Below are 24686 nucleotides of genomic sequence, written 5' to 3'. Positions count from 1 at the left end.
TACTCACCCGTTCGCCGCTCGTGTACCCCGAAAGGCCTTACCGCTCGACTTGCATGTGTTAAGCACGCCGCCAGCGTTCGTCCTGAGCCAGGATCAAACTCTCCGTAAAAGACCTGCGAAACAACAACCCCACCCCCGAAAAGAAGGCGAAAGCTGCGAATCAGTCAAAGACATCAAGTCAAATCACTAGCAGAAAAACTCAACTAGCATTTCAAAACAACACCCGACAACAACCACCACAAGCGGATGGCTGATACATCGAATGCATTCACCGAAACAAATAATTTCGGCACTGACATTCATCGACACACTGTTGAGTTCTCAAAGAACACGCACACACTCTCACCCCACGAACACACAGTCCGTCGGCCTCAAGGGCAACTGTTCCAGCCTATCCCAGCTTGGTCTCGGACACAAGGCCCGACTCTTGGGGGATACAACCTCGCCGAGCCACACGTCCAACCTCGTATCCCAGTCCGTGAAGACCAGGTCGGTGTCCGTCGCTCTGACTCGACAAAAGTTACGCCACCAACCACACCAACGCAAATCAGCAGGTCAGCGGCTCCGAACCGCAATCCGGGCGACATTTCGCCCCTCTGACCGACCGACCGCGAGTCAGCTGAGCAAGGCGTCGCGTGCGAACCGCCGAGACCAGCTCGGCGAGTCCGATACCCCTTGACGGAAGTAGAACCGTGGGCCGTGGGCACCGATGAGGTCGAGGAAGCTGACTGTGGCCTGCGCGGCGAACTGCGCATCGAACACATCGGAATCTTCGCTGGCCCAGCCCAACTCGGCGACCGTCTCGATCAGCATCTCGTTTCGGTGGGTCACCGACGCCGATGCGGCGAGAGAGATCAGGAACAGGGTCGCGGCGTCGGTCTCGTAGGTTTCCCTTCCCAGCGGGAGTCGCGAGGCCGCATGCCTCCACATGCCGACGGGGTCGTATGCCAGGGATGCACCGAGCTTCGTGCGCAGCAATCGCCCCTTCGACGTCCGCGTCAACCCGAGCAGCCGAGCAGCCTCACGCAGATCGGTCACCTGATGATGGTCGATCTCCCGATTGCTCACCCCTACCCATCCCAGGCCCCAGTCCAGTTCCTCACGAATCGCCGCTACGAATGCAGGCTTGAGGTAGCCGGCACCGGTCAAGGCGGCACCCTCCTCACCGATTCTGGTCAGGAACCACGTGAGCTTGGACATCGCCACCTCCGCAACCGGCAGATCGACCGAGCTCTCGATGGTGAGCTCGCACCGCGGAAGCAACGCCATCAGTGACGGCACCTCCGTGGGACGCACCCGATCGAAGAGTCGGCCGATGACCGGTGATGCCGCCACAGCTTCGGCGAGCGCCGATCGACCCACGTCGAACGAGTGCAGAACTCGGTTGACAGCATCGGCGTCGAACAGAGCAGGGTCGAACGTCGAACCCCAACGCGCACGGATGTGCACGAATTCTGGATCGGACGCGTCCGCGGCGACCTCGAGGTCGTGGGAATACCGCGACGGTCCGCCCGATTCCTCGGGCGGACAGGAACGAGCCCCGTCGAGGCAGACCGATCGCAGATCGTCGATGTCGGAATCCATCTGCTCGAGAACGATGGTGTGGGTCCAACCGTCGCCGAAGTCGTACTCGTAGGTCATCACCGAGCCGTGAGAAGTGAGAACGTCCTCGATCCGCACCCGCTCCTCGCTCGATGCCAGGACGTCCGGTTCGTCGTCGAGCATCTCTTCCATCTCGAACCGACGCGTGGCACCGGCACTCCTCACGCTGAAAGCGTGCAGATGGCGGTTCTCCCAACCCAGCGCGGTCTGCAACACCGCGTGCAATTCGGACAGCAACAGATCCGAACGCACTCGCACCCGTCGCCAGATTTCTGGCCGCGTGTGATCGATGCTCACTCGAAGGACAAAGTTGACCAAGTTGCGCCGCGCAACGTCCGTGGCACCGCCGTCGGCCTCCTCGTCGTGATCGGGCATGTCCGGCACCACCGACAAGTGCCGGATGCGGCCAGTTCTGATCGACATGCGAAGACCCTAGTCGGACCGACGGGTCCGACACACGGGTTGTGCTTCACAGTGCACGGACTTCTCCACGCGGTGGAACGCATCGATATCGCCTACCCTCGATCGGTGCCGACCTTGCGCGCCCTCGAATGCTTCGTCGCCGTCGTCGACTGCGGTTCGGTCACCGCTGCGTCCGTGCGCCTGCATCTCTCGCAACCCGCGCTGTCGCATCAGTTGGCAGCGTTGGAGAGCGAGATCGGCACCCCGCTTCTCGAGCGACTCCCCCGCGGCGTTCGTCCGACCCCTACCGGGCTGGCAATACTGGCCGACGCCGAAGCTGCACTGGCGTCCGCCGATCGCGTCGTCCGTACCGGGCGGGCACTGTCGGACGGTTCGCATGGCCGAGTCCGGTTGGCCTGCGTCGAATCCATGACCGTCCCCGTCCTCGCTCCGATACTCCGCACGTGGGCCCGCAAATACCGCGACGTCGACATCGAACTGACCGAACACAGCAGCGCCGACGCCATGGCCGATGGCGTCGCACATGGAGACATCGACCTTGCCGTCGGGCCGCCGTCGAACCGCTTCACCGGACGGGTCGCCGAACTCGGCACGGAGGACATCGTCGCGGTCATCCCCGAGGGCCTCGACCTCACCGACGAGACGGCAGTGTCGTGGACCGAACTACGCGAGAGATCGATGGTTCACTATCACCCGTCGAACGGGCTCCGAGTATGGATCGATGCCGAGGCGAGCGCGCGCGACGTCGCCCTGACGCCGTCCACGCGCACTCGAAGTGCCTCCACCGCAGCACAATTGGCTCGTGCGGGATTGGGCATCGCGCTGGTCCCGGTGACGGCGCTACCTTCTCGGTTCGACGGTGTCGTCAAGCCGATGCGACCTCCGCTGCGTCGAACGGTGGTGGCGATGATCGGATCGCCCAGCGACCCTCTGGTGCAACGATTCGTCGCAGACCTGCTCCGCCGCGGGATACCGGGGAACCGCCCCCTGTAACACCGCTCGGAGCGGAATCGCCCGCCACGGCCGAACCGTCGACCGTGTCACGCGAACCGACCTCCCCCGTCGACGTGCAGTGTCGTGCCAGTGACGAAGGTGTCGCTCAGCGCGTAGAGCACCGCGGCCGCCACGTCGGCCGGCGTTCCCACTCGGCCCGCAGGATTGGCGCGCGCAGTCTCGGCGAAGAACGACTCCTTGCCTGCACCCATGAAATCCCACGCACCGGAATCGACGATGCCCGGCGACACCGCGTTGACCCGAATCGGAGCAAGTTCCAACGCGAGTGCCTCCACGAGAAAAGCAACTGCACCGTTCGTTGTTGCCATCACCGCGAGACCGGGTGCCGGCTTCCACGCCGCCACTCCCGAGAAGAACAGCAGCGACCCGCCGACGGCGATACTCGGCGCGAAGTGCTTGGCGAGCAGAATGGGCCCGATCACTTTGGCGTCGAACGCCTTTCGAATATCGACGGCATGCAGGTCACCGACAGCGCCGTTGGCGTGATCGGCCGCGAGACTCACCACATGATCGACGGACCCGACTTCGGCGGCAGCCGAGGCGATGGATGCCTCGTCGGCGAGGTCTACGATCACCCAACTCGCCCTGTCACCGAGAGTCCCCACAGCCTGTTCGAGAACCTCCTGACGTCTCCCGGAGAGGACCACCTCGCCTCCCCTGTCGATGATCTCGGCGGCGAGAGCCTTACCGATTCCCGACGCTCCGCCTACAACCAATACCCGCATGATGTGTCACCCTTTCGCTCGAATGGTTCCTCACCAGCCAAGCGAAAAGTTCACCTTCGGACAATCGCAATCATCTTCCGAAACCATCGAGAAAACGAATGGACCGATTGCTAGCTGCCGGCGGTCAAGCCGTCGTTGATGGCAGCGACATCGAAGGCCAACGAATCGAGCTGGGACGTCAGCGTCGTCACCGTCAGCTGCACGAGGTACTGGGTGTCGACGCCCACCACCACGTAGCGAGTGGTCACCGCGGCTTCCAGTTGCTGCGCCGCGTAGGTACCCCGAATGAACCGCGACGGCCAGCCGAGCCACGACGCCTCGGAGGCCTCCCGCTCCACCCAAGCCGGCATCGCACGTCCGTCACCGAAACCGAACGCCAACAACGCGTCCGGATCGATCGCCCGAGAGAGGGCACCCACCAGCAGCACGGCGTTGGGCGCAAAGCCGTTCTCCACGAGATTGGGTTCCACGATCACCTGAGTCGCTCCGGGGAACTGCGCCGGATCGAGTGTCTGCCACCCGGCGGGAAGCGGAACGGTGATACCGATTTCGGCAGCGGCCGCGGCGTCGAGCGGCGACACCTGCAACGCATGCGCGTTCAGATACTCGGCGATCGTGGTGGGCTCGGTCGGCACGGCGTGGTTCACAGCGTGGCCTTTCGTGGTGGGCGGTTCGGCGCACGCCCGAGATTACCTCCGCCGACTCGATCGGCCGTAGCCGCTAGAGGCAGTGGCCGGCAGGCAACTGCGCGCTGTGCGACTCCAACCAGCCGCCGACCGCGTCGAGCATGGCTGTTCCGTCGGTGAACGAGCCCGAGTTCGGTTGCGCGGCAATCGCCACACCGACACGCCCCGCAACAGTGGTCACGATCCCGACCTGCCGTACCTCGTAGCCGCCGTCGACCGTGGGGCCCCAGCCGCCTTTGAAGGCTGCATCGGACAGCTGCCCGAGACCCCACTGCTGCTCGGGCACAACAGTGTTCATCATCTCTACGACAGGTGCAGCGTCCGGGATACACGACAGTCCGGCCGCGAACGCGGCCTGGTCCTGCGTCGACCACACGGTTTGCCCGAACGCGCTGAATTCCGGACGGACTCGCTCCCTCTGCACCACGGTGGCAGCGTCACCTCCCTGCCGAAGAACCGATTCGACTGCAGCGCCCGCCGCAGCAGAATCACCGAACGAACCCCACAGCGCCTCGGCCGCCGGGTTGTCGGAGTTTCGGATCGCAGCTGTGGCGTCCGCCAGCGCCGCGTCGCCACCGTTGCGTAGTGCCGCAACGGCCAGCGGAACCTTCGCCGTCGACCAAGCGACACCGGAAGTCCAAGTCCCGAGCACTGTGGCCGCGCCGCCGCCCACCGGAGCCAGAGCAAGCCCGATGGGTCCACCCGCCGTCGACTCGAGTGCGCCCAACTCGGCAGCCAAATCGACGACAGTCAGGCTCTGCACAGGAGTCACGGTGGTCCACGAACCTGGATCCGACGTCGGCGCGGCCGACTCGGACACCGGAGCGGCCGAGAAATCGGACACGGCAGATGTCTCGGACGCGGTATCGCCGTCGGTGGCGATGGTGCAGCCGGACGCGAGAACACCGAACGAAACGACTACCGCGCCAAAGCTTTTGCTGCGGCGCACCGAGCTAGAAGAGGTAGACAACGGCGTTCTCGCCACCGGTACACGTCACCAATTGCGTGGACGACACGCAGTTCATCTCGTACCGTTTGCCGGTGACCGGGCTGCTGGCCACCACAGTCCGCGAATTCCGATCCGAACCGCTCCGGGTGTATGCCAACCGAACTTCTTCGGCGAACGGGCACGACGTTACGGCGGACCCCACCGCTGAACCTCGAAGACCGCTGCTCGACGCCACGGTCGCCGGGCAGGTCTGCGCTCCCGCCGGCAAGGTCGCTGCGGTCTGCGGTGAACCCATCGACGAGGGGTCGGGTGCCGCGCCCTCGACTGCTATCGCCGAAGACGGTGCAGCACCCGCCGAGGCCACCGCAGGATTCCCGTTGTCACGCAGGATCAACCAGGCGAACACGCCTCCGAGTATCACCGCGACCACGACCAGAACAGCCACGACGATCCACATTCCCCCGCGCTTCTTCGGCGGCTGAGGAGGGCGGCCCGGCATCCCGCCGGTGGCGAACACCGGCGGGCGGGGATATGGGCCGAATCCACCCGACGGTGCCGTAGTCGGCGGCTGACTGCTTCGGCCGGGCGGAGCCGGAGGACCGGGCTGCGAATTGCCGGACCGATGGCTACTGGGCTGGGCCGAGTGTCCCGGCGGCGGGATCACTCGGTCGGATGGATTCGGCTGCGCGCCGTACTGTCCGTACGCACGCTGCGAGGGGTCGCCCGAACCTGGGTAGCTCACTGGTGTCCTTCTGCCGATGATGAGGCCAGCCTCTCATACAGCGTCGAAACGAGCAGACCGGACGTTACAGTTCCGACCCAGCCATGGTGAGTTCCTCCAGATAGCGGGCAACCGCGTCCTCGTCGTTGGATTCCAGGACCCGATCGGCAACCGCGCGCACCGGATCGGCAGCGTTCGACGGGCACAACGCCGTCCCCGCCCACGCCAGCATCGGCAGATCGTTACGCGCATCTCCGACTGCTGCAACCGAACCCGCCGAGACCCCCCACCGCTCGCACAAATCCCGCAGCGCACTGGCCTTCGAGACGCCCGCAGCGGACATCTCGATGTACGGAGCACCGGAGTGCGTCAACTCCACTCCCTCCACCCCTGCAGCAGCGACGAGCGCGTACAACTCCTCGCTCGTCGTATCACGGTGCCTGGCAACGATTTTGACAGTCGGCTCGACGTCGACCGAAAGACCGTGCTCGGAGAGCTCCATCTCGTGCGGCCGGCGATGGTGGTCCGAGAAGACACACAGCTCGGCGTAGCGGGCCTCGGCCACGAATCGGGTGGCACCGACGGTCGCGAAAGCCACACCGGGCACCAGGGATCGCACGGCCGACTTGGTCGACGCGACAGTCTCGGCCGGTACCGAACTGGTGCTCACAATTGCCGGGGTGCCGTCGGCCAGATCGAGCACGACAGCCCCGTTGGCACCGATCGCCGTCCCGCGGAATCCGCAGGAGGCAGCGAGCTCGGCGATGGAGTGCCGTGCTCGCGCGGTTGCCCACACCACCCTGATTCCTGCCGCTTCGGCCGCAACCATCGCCGCCGCCGTTCGCGCCGAGATCGTACGGTCCGACCGCAGCAATGTGCCGTCCAGATCGGTCGCGACAACGACGACCTCTTCGGTTGTCTTCACCGCACCGATACTGCCAGGCACCTCGTACTCAACCCGCGACCAACGTCAGGACGGAAATCTCACTGGGTGCGAACACTCGGAACGGTGGACCCCAGAATCCGGATCCTCGGCTGGTGTACAGCTGCGTTCGCCCGCCGTGCCTACTCAATCCGTGCACCACCGGCTGGTCGAGTCGAACCAATGCCGAGAACGGCCAGATCTGGCCGCCGTGCGTATGGCCGGATACCTGCAGATCGACGCCCGCGCGGACGGCGTCGCCGATCTGTTTGGGTTGATGAGCCAACAACAGCACGGGTATCGATGGATCTGTGCCGGCAAGTGCACGCCCGAGATCGGCACCGTGGCCCGGAGCGCCCGAGCCCTTCGCGGTGGCGTCGTCGACGCCGGCAATTATCAATGCGTCGTCACCCCGATGCAGCACCACATGGCGATTGTGCAACGAATTCCATCCGATGCTCTCCATATGATCGAGCCACTCCTGCGCCTCGCCGAAATACTCGTGGTTGCCCGTGACGTACACGCGCGCCGCACTCGCCAGCATCGACCCCAGTGGGGCGGCCTGGTGCCGACGGCGTACAACCGAACCGTCGGCGATATCTCCGACATGAGCCAACACATCCGGTTCGAGCGCATTGACGGCGTCGGCCAACCGATGCGACCACCGCGTCCGGTCGAGCGGACCGAAATGCGTATCGGTCACCAACACCACTCGTAGACCGTCGAATCGGGCCCCGAGCCGGTCGACCCTCACGCTCGTATGCCGGACTCGCGGCGTTCGCATGGCCTCGTAGTGGCCCCAGAGAGCGAGGACAACGACCACGACGGCCGTCGCGACCGACACGATTCGCGACCGAACCGGGTCGTCGACCCCCGCGAACCACAGGCCGAGCCGCAGCAGCAGCGAGAGCGCCGACCACACGAACGCGATCCAGACCAGACCCAACAGCACGTCTCCGACGCGAGCCCAGGCGTCCTTGGCAGCCCCTTCGGGACCGGGCCGGTGACCCAGGTACATCGCCGCCGGCAGTGCCACGAATGCGACGAACGCAACCACGGTGCCGACGACCCGCACTGCCGGTGGCCACTGGGAGCCGGCGAACACGACGGTCCACGCGGGCAACGCGAAAAGTACGATGCAGACCACGAATACAACGGTCGAGACAACTACCCGCCGGGTGCGCGGCCGCGCAGACCGCCCCGCCGAGGCCGACTGTTCGGGATGCTGCGTCTGTCGATCTGTCATCGGCGATGAACCCTCTTTGCTCGTACGTGCGCGAAACCCGACGCCAAGACTACGTCGACGTGGGGGGCTTCGGCTCGAGCGAGCGCTACGGCCGACCCCGGGTGGTGTAACCGCGAAGTCCGTTGAGCGGTAACTCGTGTTCGGCAATTCCGTCGTCGTCCGACTCCTCGAGGCTGCTGGTCGTCTCGGCATCGGTCGTATCGGACTCCGCCGCATTGTCCTGTGCCTCAACCGGATCCGTGCTCGCGGCCTCGTCCTGAGCACCGGCCCGATCTGCCGGGGCTTCGGCCGACGTTGCGTTGCCGGTCGTGTCTTCGCCCGCTTCGGTGGCCGAGTCGTCCGTATCGGCTCCGGCGTCCCTGGCAGGTGTCGATCCGTTGATCACCGATCCGTTGGTTGTCGATCCGTTGGTTGCAGGGGGAACCGTAGGCTCGCGATCGACGCGTGGTGCGTCCGGTCCGGTCGGCTCGTCGACATCTATGGCAATCCGCGGCATGGTCCACAGTGACAGCACCGACTCGTGGCGCACGGGCGAGTCGGCGCCCGAAGCAGTCTCGAAGACACCGGAATCGTCGAACTGCGAGGACTCGAGCGGGACCGGGGTCCATGCCTTTTCCGAGGACGAAGGCCCCTCCACGACAACGGTACCGGGCTCGATTCCCAATCGCGCCAATGTGGCCCAGAGACTCTCCAGCGCCGCGTCTCGGTCGAGGCAGTACTCGGATTCACGCACCCGCCAGAACGTCCAGCCACAACGCTTGAGTTCCTGCTCACGCTGCAGGTCCGCCAACCGCTGGGCAGGCGTGGACAGAAAGGTGTCGCCATCGCACTCGACGGCGAGGCGCGAGGATTCTCCTGTGACGACGAGCGCGAGACGCCGATTGTTCACTTTCACAGCGGGATTGACGTGAAAGCCGCGCTCGACCAGATCGTTCCACAACTGCTGCTCGAGCAACGTCTCGAAGGGGGCCTTGCGGATTTCGCGCGAGACGTTCACCGGCATCGGATCGGCCGGAGCAGGCGAGACGGAGGTGACGTAGCTCAGCAACGAATTACGGAGATCGGCCCGCTTCAGCCGATCGACCGTGACCGAATGGAAGAGCCACAGCTGATCCTGTGCTCGCGAGGCCGCGACGTTGAAACGCCGCTTGTACTGATTGGCGGTGAGGGTGGCGAAGTTCTGATCGGGTGCCACCACCATCGAGAGGAACACGACGTTGCGTTCGTCTCCCTGGAAGTCCGGCGGTGTGCCCACGCGAAGGCGACGCTGTTCCCACTGCTCGATGCCGATGCGTTCGATGAGTTCGTTGCGAATCTCGTCCACCTGCGATTGTCCCTGCAGCACAACCACTCCGAAGGTCAGGTTGTCGTACGCGGGATCGCCGAGGCAATCGGCGATCTGCTCGGCGATGGCGATGGCCTCGGCGCGGTTGACCAGTGATGTGTTCTTTCCGGTCACCGTCGCCCCGCGAACGTACGTGTGCCGCAGAGGCGGCAGTCGATCTGCACCGAACTGCCGCACGGGCACGAGCGGAGAATCTCCGTAGAACTGCTGGCTCGACCAGTTGATGATCTCGGGCATCGAACGGAAGTGCTCACGCAACCGAACCACCTGACCGAACCTGGTGCGCAGCATCGAGAACAGACTCGACCTCGGCGTCAGCGTCGCACGCACATGTTCGGGTAGATCGGGCAAGTAGACGTCCAGCCGATCGAACACGTCCTCGAGTGTGCCGGTCTGCGGAACATCGGCTGGTGCACACTGCCGGTCGTCACCCACCACGATGACGCGGGGTGCGAGATACAGCAGGAAGAGGCTGGTGATGTCGGCCTGACTCGCCTCGTCGACGATGACGACGTCGAAGCTGCCCGGCACCGGCGGGATCGACGCCAGCACCTGCGAGAGCGGCATGACCCAGGCCGGCACCGCGCTCTGCGCCTCACGCATCGCCGATCGTGCTGCGCTGCGATAGGTTTCGGCGTACTTCCCGGCTCCCGAGCCGATGCTGGAGATGTGCTCGCGGTACGTCTGCAACGCACGCACCTCGACAGCGGTCATCCGCTCGAGGCTGTTGCGCCAGGCACTGGCCGCGGCGAGACGCGTTGTGAGATATGCGATGTCGGTGTCGGCGGCGGTCAGCTCCGCTTCCAGCTGCTGCTCCAGGCCACCGTGGTGCTGCTCACCGACCCACTCGCGAGCCCGACGCCACGCCCAGGCTTTCGACATCTGCCAGCTCAGCTCGTCCCACTCGACATCGGCGGCAGTTTCCTCGACCAGGTCGAACAGCGCGGGTGCGACCGCGGACAGTGACGCCGACATCGATTCGAGCAGAAGCTGATCCTCCTGCTCGGCACACGCCTGCGAGTACGCCGCAACAGCGGCAGCCAATTCCGACGGATCGGCAGTACTCAAAGCACTCACCAGATTCGAACCCTCGGGCGACGGCCCGGAATCGATGCGCGTGGCAACCGCGAACTGCAGGGCGTCGAGCTCGGCACGTGCGGCATCGATGTCGATACGCGTGGCGATGGCGTCGGCGGCCCCGGCGATCTCCTGAGCTTCCACCAGGCTCCGAATCCACGGTGCCGCAGGAGAAATGGTGTACAACCGGTGCACGAGGGCGTCGCGCGCCGTCACGACCGCAGACACCGTCTTCAGCCGGTCGGCAATCCGCGCAAGATTGTTGACGCGAATCGAGCGCGTGCCGTCGAGCGGGACGACGACGGTGAGGTCGGCCAGCAACACCGCCGCAGTCTGCACGGTCTCGAGCGCACGGATGTGTTCGGCCACCAGCCGCGCGGTCATCGCCGTCGTCGCAGGTTGCCCGTCGACGGTGGCGACGATGTCGAGAGCCTCGACGGCTTTCTGCTCCTCGCTACGACGGAACCGGGGCTTCCATTCGATACCCGACTCGAGCGCGCCGGCGAACGCATCCATTGCCGCCAGTGCCGCAGGCGAACTGGACGAGCACTGCACATCGTGCGCACCGACGTAGCGATCGGATGCAGCAGCCGTCTCGACCATCGCGTCGATTCCGCTGACCCGAGACCACAGATGGGCGGCTTCGCCGGACAGCACGGAATCGGTCAGGTGCGAGTAGGAACCGTCGAGTTCGACGACCTCTCGCACTCGGGCGGCGAGCTCGACGCACAGTTGCCTGATCTCCGAGGACACCGCGGGGTCCACGCCGTCGAGCAACGCGAGGAGGTCTGCGGTCCGAGGCGAGAGAGCCTCGTTTCGCGCGCCGGCACGCTGGAAGAGCGATGTGAGTTCGGCCGAGTTCGGCAACATCGTCTCAGGACGCGGAAGCACCTGGCGCGAGCGGAGTTCGCGAGTGCCGTCGGAGCCCGCGATGAGCTTGCGCAGTTGGTCGACCTGCACGCCATCGAGTGGCGGTCGATCGGCGAGCAATGGGCCGGGCAGCCATTCGTGGGCGCCCTCGGCCGCTTTGACCTTGCGGACGATCGACGACACCGTGCCGTCGTAACCGTCCGACACATGCTCGTGGACAACGGTTTCGGACTCACGAAGCGCACTGACGCGATCGAGCAGCTCGGCCCGCCGAGCCAGAGCCGCGCGACGCTGCGTCGTCAGCGCCTCGATCTTCTGCACCTCGCTGGCCTCGTCGAAGGACGTCTTGCGCTCGGCGATCTTCGCGACGCTGCGGTTGAGCTCGTCCGATCCTCCGCGAGAGAGGTCGGTGATGGACACGCAGAGCTCCTGCAGCTCCGGCGGCAGCTTGTCCCGCAACACGCGCAAAGCTTGTGACTTTTCACTAGTGACCAAAACTCGTTGACCGCGCGCCAACAGCCCGGACATCAAGTTCGCAATGGTGTGCGTCTTGCCCGTTCCCGGGGGACCCTCGACCACGACGCCGCTGTCGCGCCCGAGCCGTTCGATGATCTGCGACTGCTCGGCATTGGCCGGCAGCGGGAAGAGTGGATCCTCGGCAAGGACCGCAGACTCCCCCGCCCCGGTCCGCTCCAGCCACGCCAACCGGTCCGCCGGTTCGATGGCGTCGACGAGTTGCGCAAGCCCCAGCGGCACGGGAGAGTCGGCGAACTCCAGATCCGCGATCATCCGCTCGTAGTACTCCACCAGCGCAAACGAGTCGCGGACACGGAGCACGAGGGCGGGTGAGACGGTGAGCGTCCGGTCGTCGTCGATGTAGGCCAGGGCTCCCGGCGGCCCGAGCCGATCCAGTACCTCGATGTCATCCCGTGGCACCCGCGCAGCCCAGTTCCTCAGGAACTGTTCGATGCCGTCTGCGACGGGTGAGGTGACGGTGTCGTGCAGTTCTCGGGCCAGCGCAACCGAACCGGATGTGTCGAAATTTTCCGAACCCGTCAGCAGTCGACCGTCCTCGAGCCTCGGGGTGGTGCTGGCCCCGAGGCGAACCAGGAGGTCCCCGGTGCGCACGTCCCGTTCGATGCTGGCCGACTGCGTGATCAGGTGAGTGCGGACGCTGCGTTGCGGGTCGGTGTTGCTCGACGTCAGCAGCCCCGACGCCACCACGAGTTCGATCGACTCGGGTCGCGACGCGAGCTCCTGCATCATCAGCTGCAGAGCCTGATACAGCGCGGCCTGTGGACGCCGCTCCCGATCACTTTGTGCCCATTCCTTCCACGACTCCGAGTACTGCTCGAAGGCCTGTTTGATCTCGTAGGCCTTGCGGATGTCGAAATCGGCATCGGATTCCTGTGCCTGCGCTCGACGGCGGGACGTCGACGACGATGCGTCGGCCATCTCGAGTTCGCGGTAGCGGCTGTCGGCGACGATTTGCGGGTCGAGCCAACCCGACAGCAGAGCCGGCGGTTCGGGCGGATCGTCGACCGCGATGCGCGGCGCGCGAAGCACCACACCTCCCTGCTTGGCACGTGGATCGAGTTGCATGGGTACGTCACCCGAATGCACCCACTCGACCTGCACGTGGTCGTCGAACCGCAGCACCGGGTTGGAACGCGCCTCGACGATCTCCCGAAGGAAGCGAAGCAGGCGTTGCACCCTGCTTTTGAGCTCGTCGTCGTGTTCACGACCGGTAGCCGTCACAGTTTCCCCACAAATAACTCGAATGGTCGCCCCAAACAAGGACGGTGTTTGCACACTCGAGCCACAGTAACCGCTGAAAAGCAGTTGTTCACGGCGTCGAGGAGCAGACAAAATACGTTCTAGTGCGGGGTCACAAAGACCGGCTTCGGACGTCGGGTCCTCCACAGCGGACAGGAACCCCGTACCCCTCGAGAACCAGTCGACAAACAACAGGAGCCGAATGCGCAAGCTCGTCTATTACATCGCCGTCACCCTCGACGGATTCATCGCTGCCCCGGATGGCACCTACGACAGCTTTCTGCTCGAAGGCGACCACCTCGAGGCCATCCGAACCGAGCTGCCCGAGACGTTGCCGGTCCACGTACGGGCGATGTTCGGCCTGGACGCTCCCCCCGCTCGGTTCGACACGGTCGTCATGGGCCGCGAGACCCTGCAACCCGCGCTCGACGCAGGCATCCCCAGCCCCTACTCCCACCTGCGCCAATACGTCCTTTCGCGCACCCTCGCCCCGACGAACGACCCCGCGCCGACCATCGTGAACGAGGACCCGATCGGTCTGGTCAGAAGCCTCAAAGCAGAGAATTCCGCATTCGACGTATGGCTCTGCGGCGGTGGAAACCTGGCCGGCCAACTACTGCCCGAGATAGACGAGCTCTTCCTCAAGGTCAATCCCGTCGTGCTCGGCCGGGGCATAGGCCTGTTCTCGTCCGGCATCGGACCCGATCCGTTCCCTGCGCAGCGGTTCGAGCACCTCGAATCACGCCAGTTCGAGAGCGGGGTGACCTTCACCCGCTTCATCCGCACAGAACCACGCACGCAATGACGTATAAAGACTGAATGCCTGCCGCGCCGGAATCCGACCGCGAGCTGCCGACCGGGGAGCTGCCGAACCGGGAGCTGCCGACCACCCCGCGCGGGCTGCGCACTCGATCCTCGCTCGTGGCGGCCGCGCGTCGTGTCTTCGAGGACAGCGGTTATCTGGACTCCCGGCTGATCGACATCACCCGCGCCGCTCGATGTTCCGCCGGCACTTTCTACACGTATTTCACCAGCAAGGAAGAGATTCTGGCCGCAGTGCTCGAGCAGGCCAGGGAGGACATGCTGCATCCCGGCACTGCCCGGGTGGACCCGCACGACGATCCGATTGCCGTGATCGCCGCGAGCAACCGCGCGTACTTCGAGGCCTACGAGCGCAACGCGAAGCTGATGGCGCTGCTCGAGCAGGTCTCGAACATCGACCCCGAGTTCCGACGCCTCCGCCGCGAACGCGCCGATGCCTTCGTCCGGCGTAATGCCCGCAGCATCGAAGCCCTGCAGAACCGCGGTCTGGCCGACGCCGCACTCGATCCCCTGCTCGCCTCCCGCGCCCTGTCGTCGATGATCAGCCGACTGGCGTTCAACCACTTCGTCGTCGACGCCGGGGACGACCGTGCACCGGGCGACTACGAGGGCCTGCTCACGACGGCGACGAGACTGTGGGTCAACGCGCTGCAACTGCCGCAGGCGGGCGAGGGGGCGGGCGCGTGAGAGAGCACGCGACGATGAGCAGAACAACACGAGACGATCGACTCGCAGTTGTACCCGCCGGTAACGTACTCGACGGTAGCAACGAAGGTAGTCGAATCGCGAATTACGTCGCCCGCCAACGCTACTCGCGAGTACGTTAGCGAGATGAACAAGCCTGCGTCGTGGCTTCACGACGAAAATGCTTGCCACAGAATATGATTCACTATTTGGTGATCAATCACACTCACGCCGAACGCCGTTGGCGAGGCACCGGGCCTCGTTGCCGTTAGAATGAGCCGATCGGAGTGCCGCATGATGAACAACCGACATGCCCGGCACCAATCCACGTTCCATCGAGTGCACCGACGCGGTGCGCCCACACCGAGCGAAGAGAGATACGTTGTTCAAGCGGATTGCAGTAGTCAACCGAGGCGAGGCAGCAGTACGCCTGATCCGAGCCGTCCGAGAGCTCAACGCCGAACACGATTACGGCATCCGCACCGTAGCGCTGCACACCGAGGCGGAGAAGCGCGCGATGTTCGTCCGCCAGGCCGACGAAGCAGTCACGCTGCGTAAGCCCGCGACCGGCTCGGCCTACCTCGACTACGGCGTCCTCGAAGCCGCGCTCGTCGAGTCCGGAGCCGACGCGGTGTGGGTCGGCTGGGGCTTCGTCGCCGAGGACCCGACCTTCGCCGATCTCGTCGCCCGCCTCAACATCACCTTCATCGGCCCGTCCGCCGACGCGATGCGTCTGCTCGGCGACAAGGTCGAAGCCAAGATCCTCGCCGAGAAGGTCGGCGTCCCCGTCGCACCGTGGTCCGGCGGCCCCGTCGAGACCCGCGCCGACGCCCGCCGTCACGCCGCGGCCATCGGCTACCCGCTGATCATCAAGGCCCGCTCCGGCGGCGGTGGCCGCGGCATCCGCAAGGTCTGGCGCGAAGACGAACTCGAACTCTCCCTCGAACGCACCCAGGGTGAGGCCGAGCGCTCGTTCGGCGACCCCGTCGTCTTCCTCGAACGGCTCGTCACCGATGCCCGCCACGTCGAGGTTCAGGTCATCGCCGACAGCCACGGCAACGTCTGGGCCCCGGGCGTGCGCGACTGCTCCATCCAGCGCCGCAACCAGAAGGTCATCGAAGAATCCTCTTCGCCGCTGCTCACCAAGGAGCAGGCCGACCAGCTCCGTACCGCCTCCGCCGAGCTCGTCAAGGCCGCCGGCTACCAGGGCGCAGGCACCGTCGAGTACCTGTACCAGCCCGACCAGAAGATCTTCACGTTCCTCGAGGTCAACACCCGCCTGCAGGTCGAGCACCCCATCACCGAATACACCACCGGCATCGACCTGGTGAAGCTGCAGATCCTCGTCGCCGACGGCCAAGCGCTGCCCGGTGAATGCCCCACCGAATTCGGCCACGCCGTCGAGGCTCGCCTCAACGCCGAGGACGCCGACAACGGCTTCGCTCCGGCTCCCGGCACCGTCGAGCTGCTCAAGTTCCCCCTCGGCACCGGCATCCGCGTCGACACCGGCATCGCCCAGGGCGACGTCATTCCGCCCGACTACGACTCGATGGTCGCCAAGGTCATCGCCTGGGGCCGCGACCGCAGCGAAGCGCTCGCGAGACTGCGCAACGCCTTGCGTGAGACCACCGTCGTCATCGACGGCGGCACCACCACCAAATCCTTCCTGCTCAGCTTGCTCGACCGCGAGGAAATCATCTCCGCCTCCGCCGACACCGGCTGGCTCGACCGCACCGAGGCCGGCTCCCAGGTTGGGCCGACGGCCGTCGCCGACATCGCGATCATCGCCGCAGCCATCGACGCCTACGACGCCGAAGAAGCCCGCGAGCGCGCCGCGTTCCTCAACTCCGCACGCGGCGGCCGTCCCCGCGCATCACACGCCATCGGCCGCACCGTCGAACTGAACTACCAGGGCCAGGCCTACAAACTCGAAGTCGGCCAGACCGGAACCCACCGCTACAGCATCGACAGTGACGGACTGCGGGGCGACGGTATCGGCGAGCTGCAGGTCGACGTCGAACGCCTCGGCGTCTACGAAAGCCGTCTGGTCGTCGGCGACCGTCGCTACCAGGTCGTCACCGTCGCCGGAGCCGCCCACTTCCTCGTCGAGGTCGACGGCATCAGCCACCAGATCTCCCAGGACGAGGCCGGGCTGGTCCGCGCCCCGGCACCGGCCGTCGTCGTCGCCGTGCCCGTGGCCGTCGGCGACGAGGTCGAGGCGGGACAGACGCTCGTCGTCCTCGAGTCGATGAAGATGGAAACCGCCGTCCGGTCCCCGTACGCGGGCACCGTGCGTGAGGTTCTGGCCTCGGTCAACGGACAGGTCGACGCGGGAGCGGCACTGCTGCGCGTCGATCAGGCCGGTGAACAGAAGGTCTCCGAGCAGGCACCGCGCGTGCAGTTCCGCGGCATCGACGACGCCGCTCAGCGCTCACCGCAGCGCCGCGCCCTGGACCGCCTCGACGAACTCGCCGCCCTCATCACCGGTTTCGACGTCAGCGGAGCCCGCGCTCGAAACCTGTTGTCCACCTACGAAACCCTGCGCGCCGACGTGCCGCGCAACGATTCGGAGCTGGTATCGGCCGAGCTGTCGCTGCTCAATACCTTCGCCGACATCTGCGAGCTCTCCCGCAACCGCCCGACGATGGACGAGGAGAGCAGCGACGAGCGCGTCCATTCTCCTCGTGAGCACTTCCACTCGTTCCTGCACTCACTCGACGCGGACGTTCAGGGGCTCCCGGAATCGTTCCGCGCCAAGCTCACTCGCGCACTCGCACACTACGACGCAGCCATCGACGAGGGCCGTACTCCCGAGCTCGAAGAGGCCGTCTACCGCGTCTTCCTGGCACTGCAGCGCATGGAGAACCAGGTTCCGGTCATCGCGGCCCTGCTCGGCCACTGGCTCGCCGACTGCTCGGCGCAACCCGAGGCCACCCCGGCCATGGCCGAGGTACTCGAACGACTCATCGGTGCCACCCAGGCCCGCTACCCGGTCATCGGCGACGTCGCCCGCAACCTACGCTTCCGACTGTTCGACGAGCCCCAGATCCGCAGTGCACGCGAGAAGATCTACGACGGCGTCCGCGGCAGCCTGCAGTACCTCGCCGAGAACCCCGACGCAGCCGACTACTCGGCCCGCATCGCAGCTCTCGTCGCCACCCCGGAGCCCCTCATAGAGCTTCTGGCACAACGAATCACCGATCCGGGCGCACTGCTCGAAGTGATCACCCGCCAGTACTACGAGATCCGTACCCTCGAAGACGTCAAGGCCTTCGACCGCGACGGCAAGCACTTCGTCACCGGCAACTTCGAGCTCTCGGGCGAACGGCTGCACCTGGTGTCCACCGCAACCGATTTCGACTCTCTCGCAGCAACTCTCGATTCGGTGGACGACATCGCCGGGCCCGCTCCGGAGAACCTGGCCGTGGACCTCTACCTGTCCTGGCCGGACGCTCCGACCGACGGCGACGAGCTCTCGGCCCAGTTGCAGGCCGTCCTGGCCGCGCACCCCGGCACGGGCCGCTGGCGCCGCGTCACGGTCACGGCGTTCGGTTCGGCCGCTCGAAAGATGACCTACCGGCGCACCACGGTCGAGGGCTCCGAGCCGCTCGCCGAGGACACGATCATCCGGGACATGCACCCGCTGACCGGTCAACGACTCGACCTGTGGCGCCTGAAGAACTTCGACGGCGTTCGTCTGCCCGCCAGCGCAGGAACGTACCTGTTCCACCTGACATCGAAGGCCAACCCCTCCGACGAACGGCTCGTCGCCCTCGCCGAGATCCGTGGCATCACAACACAGTTGGACGAGGCCGGAAACATCGTCGCAGTACCCGAGATCGAACGCACCGTCGCCGCCTGCCTCGACGGCATCCGCCGTGCCCAGGCCGGACGCGGCAAGAAGCGCCTCGACGCCAACCGCGTCGTGCTCTACGTCTGGCCGGTGCTCAACGTTCCCGCCGACCGCATCGCCACCATCGCCCGGCACATCGCGCCACTGACAATCGGTGCCGGACTCGAGGAGATCACCCTCATCGCACGTCTGGCCGAGAAGCCGGGAGCAAGTCCACGCGAAGTGGCACTGCGCCTGTCGTACCGATCCGGTGCAGGCATCGTGGCGAAGGTGACCCCGCCGCCGACCGAGCCGATGCGTCCCCTCGACGAGTACACCCAGAAGGTGCAGCGATCCCAGGCCCGCGGCACCGTGTACCCGTACGAGCTGATTCCGCTGCTCAGCAGCAACGGGGGCTCGTTCACCGAGTACGACTTCGACGCCGACGGCGTACTGGCACCGGTCGACCGCCCCTACGGCCGCAACTCCGCGGGCGTCATCGTCGGCGTGGCCACCACACCGACCGCCAAGTACCCCGAGGGCATCACCCGCGTCGCACTGTTCGGTGACCCGACCAAGGCCCTCGGTACCGTCGCCGAGGCCGAGTGCTCGCGCATCGTCGCGGCCATCGACCTCGCCGAGCAACTCGGCGCACCCGTCGAATGGTTCGCATTGTCCTCCGGGGCAACGATTTCCATGGAATCGGGCACCGAGAACATGGACTGGGTCTCCCGCGGCCTACGTCGCATCATCACCTTCACCCAGGCCGGCGGTGAGATCAACATCGTCGTCGCGGGCATCAACGTCGGTGCGCAGCCGTACTGGAACGCCGAAGCGACCATGCTCACCCACACCAAGGGCATCCTGGTGATGACCCCCGACAGTGCGATGGTGCTGACCGGAAAGCAGTCCCTCGACTACTCCGGCGGCGTCTCGGCCGAGGACAACTTCGGCATCGGCGGCTACGACCGCGTCATGGGCCCCAACGGCCAAGCGCAGTACTGGGCACCGAACCTGCGGGCCGCATGCGACATCCTGTTCGCGCACTACGACCACGCGTATGCCGCTCCGGGAGAACGCTTCCCGCGGCGCGCAGCCACCACCGACCCGGCCGAGCGCGACGTGCGCACCTACCCGCACGTGCACCCGTCCAGCGACTTCACCACCGTCGGCGACATCTTCTCCTCGGTCACCAACCCGGACCGCAAGAAGCCTTTCGACATTCGCACCGTGATGCGCGCCGTGGTGGACCAGGACCATTCGGTACTCGAGCGGTGGGCCGACATGGCCGATGCCGACACCTCGGTGGTGTTCGACGCCCACCTCGCCGGAATTCCGGTGTCCGTCATCGGTATCGAATCGCGGGCCATCCCCCGCAAGGGCTGGTTCCCCTCCGACGGCCCCGATCAGTGGACCTCGGGCACCCTGTTCCCGAACTCGTCGAAGAAGACCGCACGCGCCATCAACGCCGCCAGCGGAAGCCGGCCGATCGTGGTGCTGGCCAACCTCTCCGGCTTCGACGGATCACCGGAATCACTGCGGAACATCCAGCTCGAGTACGGTGCCGAGATCGGCCGCGCCATCGTCAACTTCGACGGACCGGTCGTGTTCTGTGTCGTATCGCGTTACCACGGAGGCGCTTTCGTGGTGTTCTCCGGAGCGCTCAACGACAACATGGAGGTCCTCGCAGTGGAGGGATCCTTCGCCTCCGTGCTCGGTGGTGCCCCGGCAGCAGCAGTGGTGTTCACCCGCGATGTCAACGCCCGCACCGCAGCGGATCCGACCGTCAAGGAACTCGAGACTGCACTGAACAACGCCGAGGACGACGCCACCCGCTCGGCCCTGCGCGTCGAACTCGCCACCGTGCGAGCGAACGCCCGCAACGCCAAACTCGGTGAAGTGGCAGCCGAATTCGAGGCCATTCACAACATCCAGCGCGCACAGAACGTCGGATCGGTGCACCACATCGTCCCCGCCGCCGAACTGCGCCCGCAGCTCGTTGCCGCAGTCGAACGCGGAATGGCGCGGTCGCTGGCGAAGTAGGGCCCTGGCTCGCTCAACGCAAACGCGCGCGCGTTTGCCAGACGCTCGCGGAATGGTTACCTGTTCCGTGAGCGTCCGGCGAACGCGCGCGCGTTTGTCGGTTCAGAGCTCGGGTTCAGGGGAGGTTGTACTGAGGAATCGTGGCTACAATTCCGGTGCACTGCCCGGTGAAGATGGTCAGCGCGCAGGCCTCCCACAACCGGGATAGATCCGACAACGCTCCGCTCGCGCTACCGGTGCTCGCACTTCCGGTATCGGCCACCGCGACTGCCGGCGACGCGATGGCGATGACTGCGGCACCCAACACAACGGCAATACGACGTTTCACGCTGTTCTCCTCTTCGATTCCGTCGGACATGTTTCGCTCGACACGCTAACCTCGCGTCCCAATTGTCACAATCGTCCGAACGAACGATGCCGGGCCGTCAGAGTTCGAGGGTTCGGCGGCTCTCGAATTTGCGCGCTTCGCCGGTCAGTGGGTCGGTGAAATTCAGAGCTCGGGCCAACAGCTGTAACGGACGACTGAAGTCGTCGGCCTGGACAGAGGTGAACACCGGATAGTACGGGTCGTTCAGAATCGGAATCCCCAACGAGGACAGATGGATTCGCAGCTGATGCGTCTTGCCCGTCCTGGGGAACAGTCGATAACGGGCGGACGTGCCGAGCATGTCGACGAGATCGATCACGGTCTCGCTGTTCGGCTCCCCATGCTCCTCGTATGCCGTCATGACCCCGTGTTCTTTGAGGATTCGGCTTCGCACGACGCGCGGAAACTTGAGCGCTGCATCGAATCCCGCCACCGCCTCGTATTCCTTGGTGACGTTGCGGGAGGAGAAGAGTTCCTGATACGGCCGTCGGGCATGCTTGGTCTTGGTGAGGAGCAACACCCCGGCGGTGGCGCGATCGAGACGGTGCGCGGGCGTCAGATCGGGGCAGTCGAACTGCCTGCGCAGCCGCACTGTCGCCGTCTCGGTGACGTGTCGACCACGCGGGATGGTGGCGAGGAAGTGTGGCTTGTCGACCACCAGCAGATCGTGGTCCTCGTGCAGGATGCCGATCTCGAACGGAACCGGAACCTCCTGCGCCGGAACGCGATAGAAGTACACCTGACTGCCGGCACGGTACCTCGTCGCGTCGGAGATGGGCCTGCCCTTCTCGTCGACCACTTCGGCGTCGCGCATGGCCCGTTGCCAGTCGCCGTCGGGCATCTCGCGTTCGAGATACTCCACGACGGTGGTTGCCGAATCGCCATGGGGTAACAGCAGTCTCAGTGGCGCGAGACCGTCTCGGAAGGGCAGCATTCTCTACGCGCAGTCGAGACAGATCAACCGCAGACCGCGGCCGGCATCACCGTCGAAGTCCTGGTACCGAGACGTCGGGTTGCCGCACGCACTGCACCGACCGATCACGGCGGTGTGGTCGGAGAAATTCTGCGCCATCCGCTTGTCGAAGACGAACAGCGAACCCTCCCAGAGCGCGTCGTCGCCGAAAGTCTCTGCGTACCGGACGATTCCGCCGTCGAGCTGATAGACCTCCTCGAACCCGCGAGCGACCATCAACGACGAGAGCACCTCGCACCGCACTCCCCCGGTGCAGTACGTGACCACCGGGGACTTCTTCAGATGGTCGTAGGCACCGGAATCGAGTTGGGAGACGAAGTCCCTCGTCGTCTCGACATTGGGCACCACCGCGTTCTTGAATTTTCCAATCTGGGCCTCGAAGGCGTTGCGGCCGTCGAAGAACACGACGTCGTCGCCGCGGGAATCGACGAGTTCGTGCACCTGCTGCGGACTCAGATGGGTGCCGCCGCCGACCACTCCGTCTGCATCGACCTTCAACTCGCCGGGCGCACCGAACGTGACGATCTCATCCCGAACCCGCACGCTCAGGCGCGGGAAATCGTTGCCGAGGCCGTCGGACCACTTGATGTCGGCCGATTTGAACGCCGGATAGCTGCGGGTGCCGCGGACGTACCGTTTGACGTCGTCGACGTCACCGCCGACTGTCGCGTTGATGCCGTGTTCGGAAATCAGGATGCGTCCGGTCAGGTTGTTGGACGCGGCCAGCGTCTGTTGCCACAACCGGATGGCCTCTGGATCCGGCAGCGGAGTGAAGACGTAGAACAGGACGATTTTCGGTACAGCCACACCGACCAGTATGGCGCGTTACCCGGCAGGCGGTGCCGCCGACCGGACACGCTGGGTGCCGGAGTCGACGGTGAAGCCCGCTCCCCAGTACACCCCGGTCTGCGGATCTTCCTTGGCGGTGAGGAACCAATGGTCCATGCGCGCCGCCGACCTGGTGACCTCGAAGACACCGAAGCCGTGGCTGTCGAGGTCCACGAACTTCACGTGGTGGTTGAGCGCCTTGAACGCTTCCTCGGCGACCCGGCCCAGCGTGTGCGGCGGAGTATGCGTCAAATCGTCGATGTTGGCCGAACTGACCGAGGTGACGACCAACTCGGTCGCGGCGGGTTCGGTGGTGGCGTAATGCGCCGCGTCGAGGGGCACCTCGCAGGCCCAGGCCGAGTGAATATCGCCGGTGATGAAGACCGTGTTGTCGACGCCTGCATCGACGATCGCACCGAGCAGCTTGCGGCGGTCGGCGGTGTAGCCGTCCCACGGATCGGCGTTGTACGGCAGACCGCCCTCCGGAATACCGAGAAGCGAGGTGACGGCCTTGGCTGCGTCGCGATCGAGCGGCGGAATCAGAGTGGGCGTGATCATCACCGGATTGCCGACGATCTTCCACTGCGTCGGCGACGAGACGATGCCGTCGGTGAGCCACTGCATCTGCGCGGCGCCGGTGATGGTCCGGTTCGGTGAATCGACCTCGGGCCCGTTGAACGGCAACACCTGCTGCGAGCGGTACGTGCGTAGGTCGAGCATCGACAGCTCAAGAAGGTTGCCGAACCGCAGCCTGCGGTAGAGGTGACGGTTGGTCGCGGTGCCTGCCGCGCGCACCGGCATCCACTCGTAGTACGCCTGCTCGGAATGGGCCTTTCGGGCGTACCAGTCGCCTTCGGTGCCCGGTGTGTGGTTCTCGGCTCCGCCGTCGTAGGCGTCGTTGGCGGACTCGTGGTCGTCCCACGTGCAGATCCACGGCACGCCGAGATGCGCGGCTTGCAGATCGGGATCGGACTTGTACTGGCCGTGACGCTGACGGTAATCGGCGAGGGTGACGATCTCGTGGGTGGGCGAGTGCTGGCGGACCACCCCGTCGCGGCCTGGAAAACCGCCCGTCTCGTACTCGTAGATGTAGTCACCGAGGTGGACGATGGCGTCCAGGTCAGTCCTCGCCGCCAGGTGCCGATACGCACCGAAGTATCCTGACTCCCAGTTGGAGCACGAGACGACACCGAAACGCATCGCGTCGATATCGGCGTCGTTGGCCGGTGCGGTATGCGTCGTCCCGACGGCCGAGGCGGCGTCGCTCGTTCGGAAATCGTAGAAGTACGTGGTGTCCGCGCTGAGGCCGTCGACGTCGACCTTGACGGTGTGATCTCGGTCGGGCCCGGTGGAGACGGTCCCCGACGCGACGACGTCACCCATGTCTGCACTGCGGGCGATGCGCCACGTCACCGATACCTGTGAGCCGACGCCGGAGCCCGGGGTGGCGTCGGGCGTGGGGGTGAGACGAGTCCAGATGATCACCGCATCCGGCAACGGATCTCCCGATGCCACCCCGTGCAGGAAGCCGCGGTCGCTGCTCTGCGCCTGTGCGGTCGCCGGCAACGTAGTGGCCACTCCGGCGACTGCGACGGCCACCGAGGACGAGCGAAGAAACGTTCTTCTGGAAAGCGCAGAATCACCGTGCATCGGGTCAGTCCATGCGATGGATGGTCGGTGGTCAAGTCGGGGTCGCCCTCGTGCGCGTTTTGCGTAGGCAGAGCTACGCAAAACGCGCACGAGGGTGGGCGGGTTTGCGAGCACGGGTCCGGGAGAACACT

At 65.5% G+C, this 24686-nt stretch carries 16 protein-coding genes and 1 rRNA gene; 4 read left to right on the top strand and 13 right to left on the bottom strand.

Annotation, left to right across the window (positions count from 1 at the left end):
- Together ACNEOT_RS09390 and ACNEOT_RS09385 are read right to left on the bottom strand one after the other, a co-directional pair.
- Nucleotides 1–109, bottom strand: a 16S ribosomal RNA gene (locus ACNEOT_RS09390); the annotation flags it as partial.
- Nucleotides 110–615: 506 nt separating this feature from the next.
- Nucleotides 616–2025 (bottom strand): plasmid pRiA4b ORF-3 family protein, encoded by a 1410-nt coding sequence (locus tag ACNEOT_RS09385; protein WP_415973597.1) that lies wholly within the window; start codon nt 2023–2025, stop codon nt 616–618.
- A gap of 105 nt (nt 2026–2130) precedes the next feature.
- On the opposite strand from ACNEOT_RS09385, the gene ACNEOT_RS09380 reads away from it, so the two are divergent.
- Entirely contained in the window at nt 2131–3018 is an 888-nt protein-coding gene (locus ACNEOT_RS09380) for a LysR family transcriptional regulator (protein WP_415973596.1), read from the top strand.
- 47 nt (nt 3019–3065) lie between these two features.
- Here ACNEOT_RS09380 and ACNEOT_RS09375 read toward each other — a convergent pair whose 3' ends face one another.
- The 7 genes from ACNEOT_RS09375 to ACNEOT_RS09345 form a co-directional block, all read right to left on the bottom strand.
- Nucleotides 3066–3764 (bottom strand): SDR family oxidoreductase, encoded by a 699-nt coding sequence (locus ACNEOT_RS09375; protein ID WP_415973595.1) that lies wholly within the window; start codon nt 3762–3764, stop codon nt 3066–3068.
- Between the two features lie 110 nt (nt 3765–3874).
- Nucleotides 3875–4411 carry an LpqN/LpqT family lipoprotein gene (locus ACNEOT_RS09370; protein ID WP_415973594.1) on the bottom strand — a complete coding sequence of 179 codons (537 nt, stop codon included), beginning with the start codon at nt 4409–4411 and terminating at the stop codon, nt 3875–3877.
- Nucleotides 4412–4484: 73 nt separating this feature from the next.
- Nucleotides 4485–5399, bottom strand: a complete 915-nt coding sequence (locus ACNEOT_RS09365; protein WP_415973593.1) for a hypothetical protein — start codon at nt 5397–5399, stop codon at nt 4485–4487.
- A 4-nt stretch (nt 5400–5403) separates the two neighbouring features.
- The gene (locus ACNEOT_RS09360) at nt 5404–6141 is read right to left on the bottom strand and encodes a hypothetical protein (protein WP_415973592.1); all 738 of its coding nucleotides are present in this window, start codon (nt 6139–6141) and stop codon (nt 5404–5406) included.
- Between the two features lie 64 nt (nt 6142–6205).
- Nucleotides 6206–7045: an HAD family hydrolase gene (locus ACNEOT_RS09355; RefSeq protein ID WP_415973591.1), complete on the bottom strand. Its 840-nt coding sequence runs from the start codon at nt 7043–7045 to the stop codon at nt 6206–6208.
- A gap of 28 nt (nt 7046–7073) precedes the next feature.
- A complete protein-coding gene (locus ACNEOT_RS09350; protein WP_415973590.1) occupies nt 7074–8288 on the bottom strand; it encodes a metallophosphoesterase in 1215 nt (404 codons plus the stop codon).
- Nucleotides 8289–8373: 85 nt separating this feature from the next.
- Entirely contained in the window at nt 8374–13338 is a 4965-nt protein-coding gene (locus tag ACNEOT_RS09345) for an AAA domain-containing protein (protein WP_415973589.1), read from the bottom strand.
- A gap of 220 nt (nt 13339–13558) precedes the next feature.
- Here ACNEOT_RS09345 and ACNEOT_RS09340 point away from each other — a divergent pair, with 220 nt between their 5' ends.
- The 3 genes from ACNEOT_RS09340 (at nt 13559) to ACNEOT_RS09330 (ending at nt 20737) form a co-directional block, all read left to right on the top strand.
- On the top strand, nt 13559–14161 hold the full coding sequence (locus ACNEOT_RS09340; protein ID WP_415973588.1) for a dihydrofolate reductase family protein: 603 nt from the start codon (nt 13559–13561) through the stop codon (nt 14159–14161).
- Nucleotides 14162–14175: 14 nt separating this feature from the next.
- Entirely contained in the window at nt 14176–14865 is a 690-nt protein-coding gene (locus ACNEOT_RS09335) for a TetR/AcrR family transcriptional regulator (RefSeq protein WP_415973587.1), read from the top strand.
- A 379-nt stretch (nt 14866–15244) separates the two neighbouring features.
- A complete protein-coding gene (locus tag ACNEOT_RS09330) occupies nt 15245–20737 on the top strand; it encodes a carboxyl transferase domain-containing protein (RefSeq protein ID WP_415973716.1) in 5493 nt (1830 codons plus the stop codon).
- 115 nt (nt 20738–20852) lie between these two features.
- Here the strand turns inward: ACNEOT_RS09330 and ACNEOT_RS09325 are convergent, their stop codons facing one another.
- The 4 genes from ACNEOT_RS09325 to ACNEOT_RS09310 form a co-directional block, all read right to left on the bottom strand.
- Entirely contained in the window at nt 20853–21065 is a 213-nt protein-coding gene (locus ACNEOT_RS09325; protein WP_415973586.1) for a hypothetical protein, read from the bottom strand.
- 97 nt (nt 21066–21162) lie between these two features.
- Complete coding sequence (locus ACNEOT_RS09320) at nt 21163–22038, bottom strand: pseudouridine synthase (RefSeq protein ID WP_415973585.1); 876 nt, start codon at nt 22036–22038, stop codon at nt 21163–21165.
- 3 nt (nt 22039–22041) lie between these two features.
- Nucleotides 22042–22884, bottom strand: a complete 843-nt coding sequence (locus ACNEOT_RS09315) for a rhodanese-related sulfurtransferase (RefSeq protein ID WP_415973584.1) — start codon at nt 22882–22884, stop codon at nt 22042–22044.
- An 18-nt stretch (nt 22885–22902) separates the two neighbouring features.
- On the bottom strand, nt 22903–24555 hold the full coding sequence (locus tag ACNEOT_RS09310) for an alkaline phosphatase D family protein (protein ID WP_415973583.1): 1653 nt from the start codon (nt 24553–24555) through the stop codon (nt 22903–22905).
- Nucleotides 24556–24686 lie beyond the last annotated feature (131 nt).

This window comes from Rhodococcus sp. 077-4, from assembly GCF_047782425.1.
Classification (GTDB): Bacteria; Actinomycetota; Actinomycetes; order Mycobacteriales; family Mycobacteriaceae; genus Rhodococcoides.
This window is presented reverse-complemented; position numbering and strand designations above follow the sequence as displayed.

Excerpts from the sequence above, each read along its gene's own strand:
- ACNEOT_RS09385 (WP_415973597.1), bottom strand. The coding sequence starts at position 2,025 with ATGTCGATCAGAACTGGCCGCATCCGGCACTTGTCGGTGGTGCCGGAC.
- ACNEOT_RS09375 (WP_415973595.1), bottom strand. The coding sequence starts at position 3,764 with ATGCGGGTATTGGTTGTAGGCGGAGCGTCGGGAATCGGTAAGGCTCTC.
- ACNEOT_RS09350 (WP_415973590.1), bottom strand. The coding sequence starts at position 8,288 with ATGACAGATCGACAGACGCAGCATCCCGAACAGTCGGCCTCGGCGGGG.
- ACNEOT_RS09340 (WP_415973588.1), top strand. The coding sequence starts at position 13,559 with ATGCGCAAGCTCGTCTATTACATCGCCGTCACCCTCGACGGATTCATC.
- ACNEOT_RS09335 (WP_415973587.1), top strand. The coding sequence starts at position 14,176 with ATGCCTGCCGCGCCGGAATCCGACCGCGAGCTGCCGACCGGGGAGCTG.
- ACNEOT_RS09320 (WP_415973585.1), bottom strand. The coding sequence starts at position 22,038 with ATGCTGCCCTTCCGAGACGGTCTCGCGCCACTGAGACTGCTGTTACCC.
- ACNEOT_RS09310 (WP_415973583.1), bottom strand. The coding sequence starts at position 24,555 with ATGCACGGTGATTCTGCGCTTTCCAGAAGAACGTTTCTTCGCTCGTCC.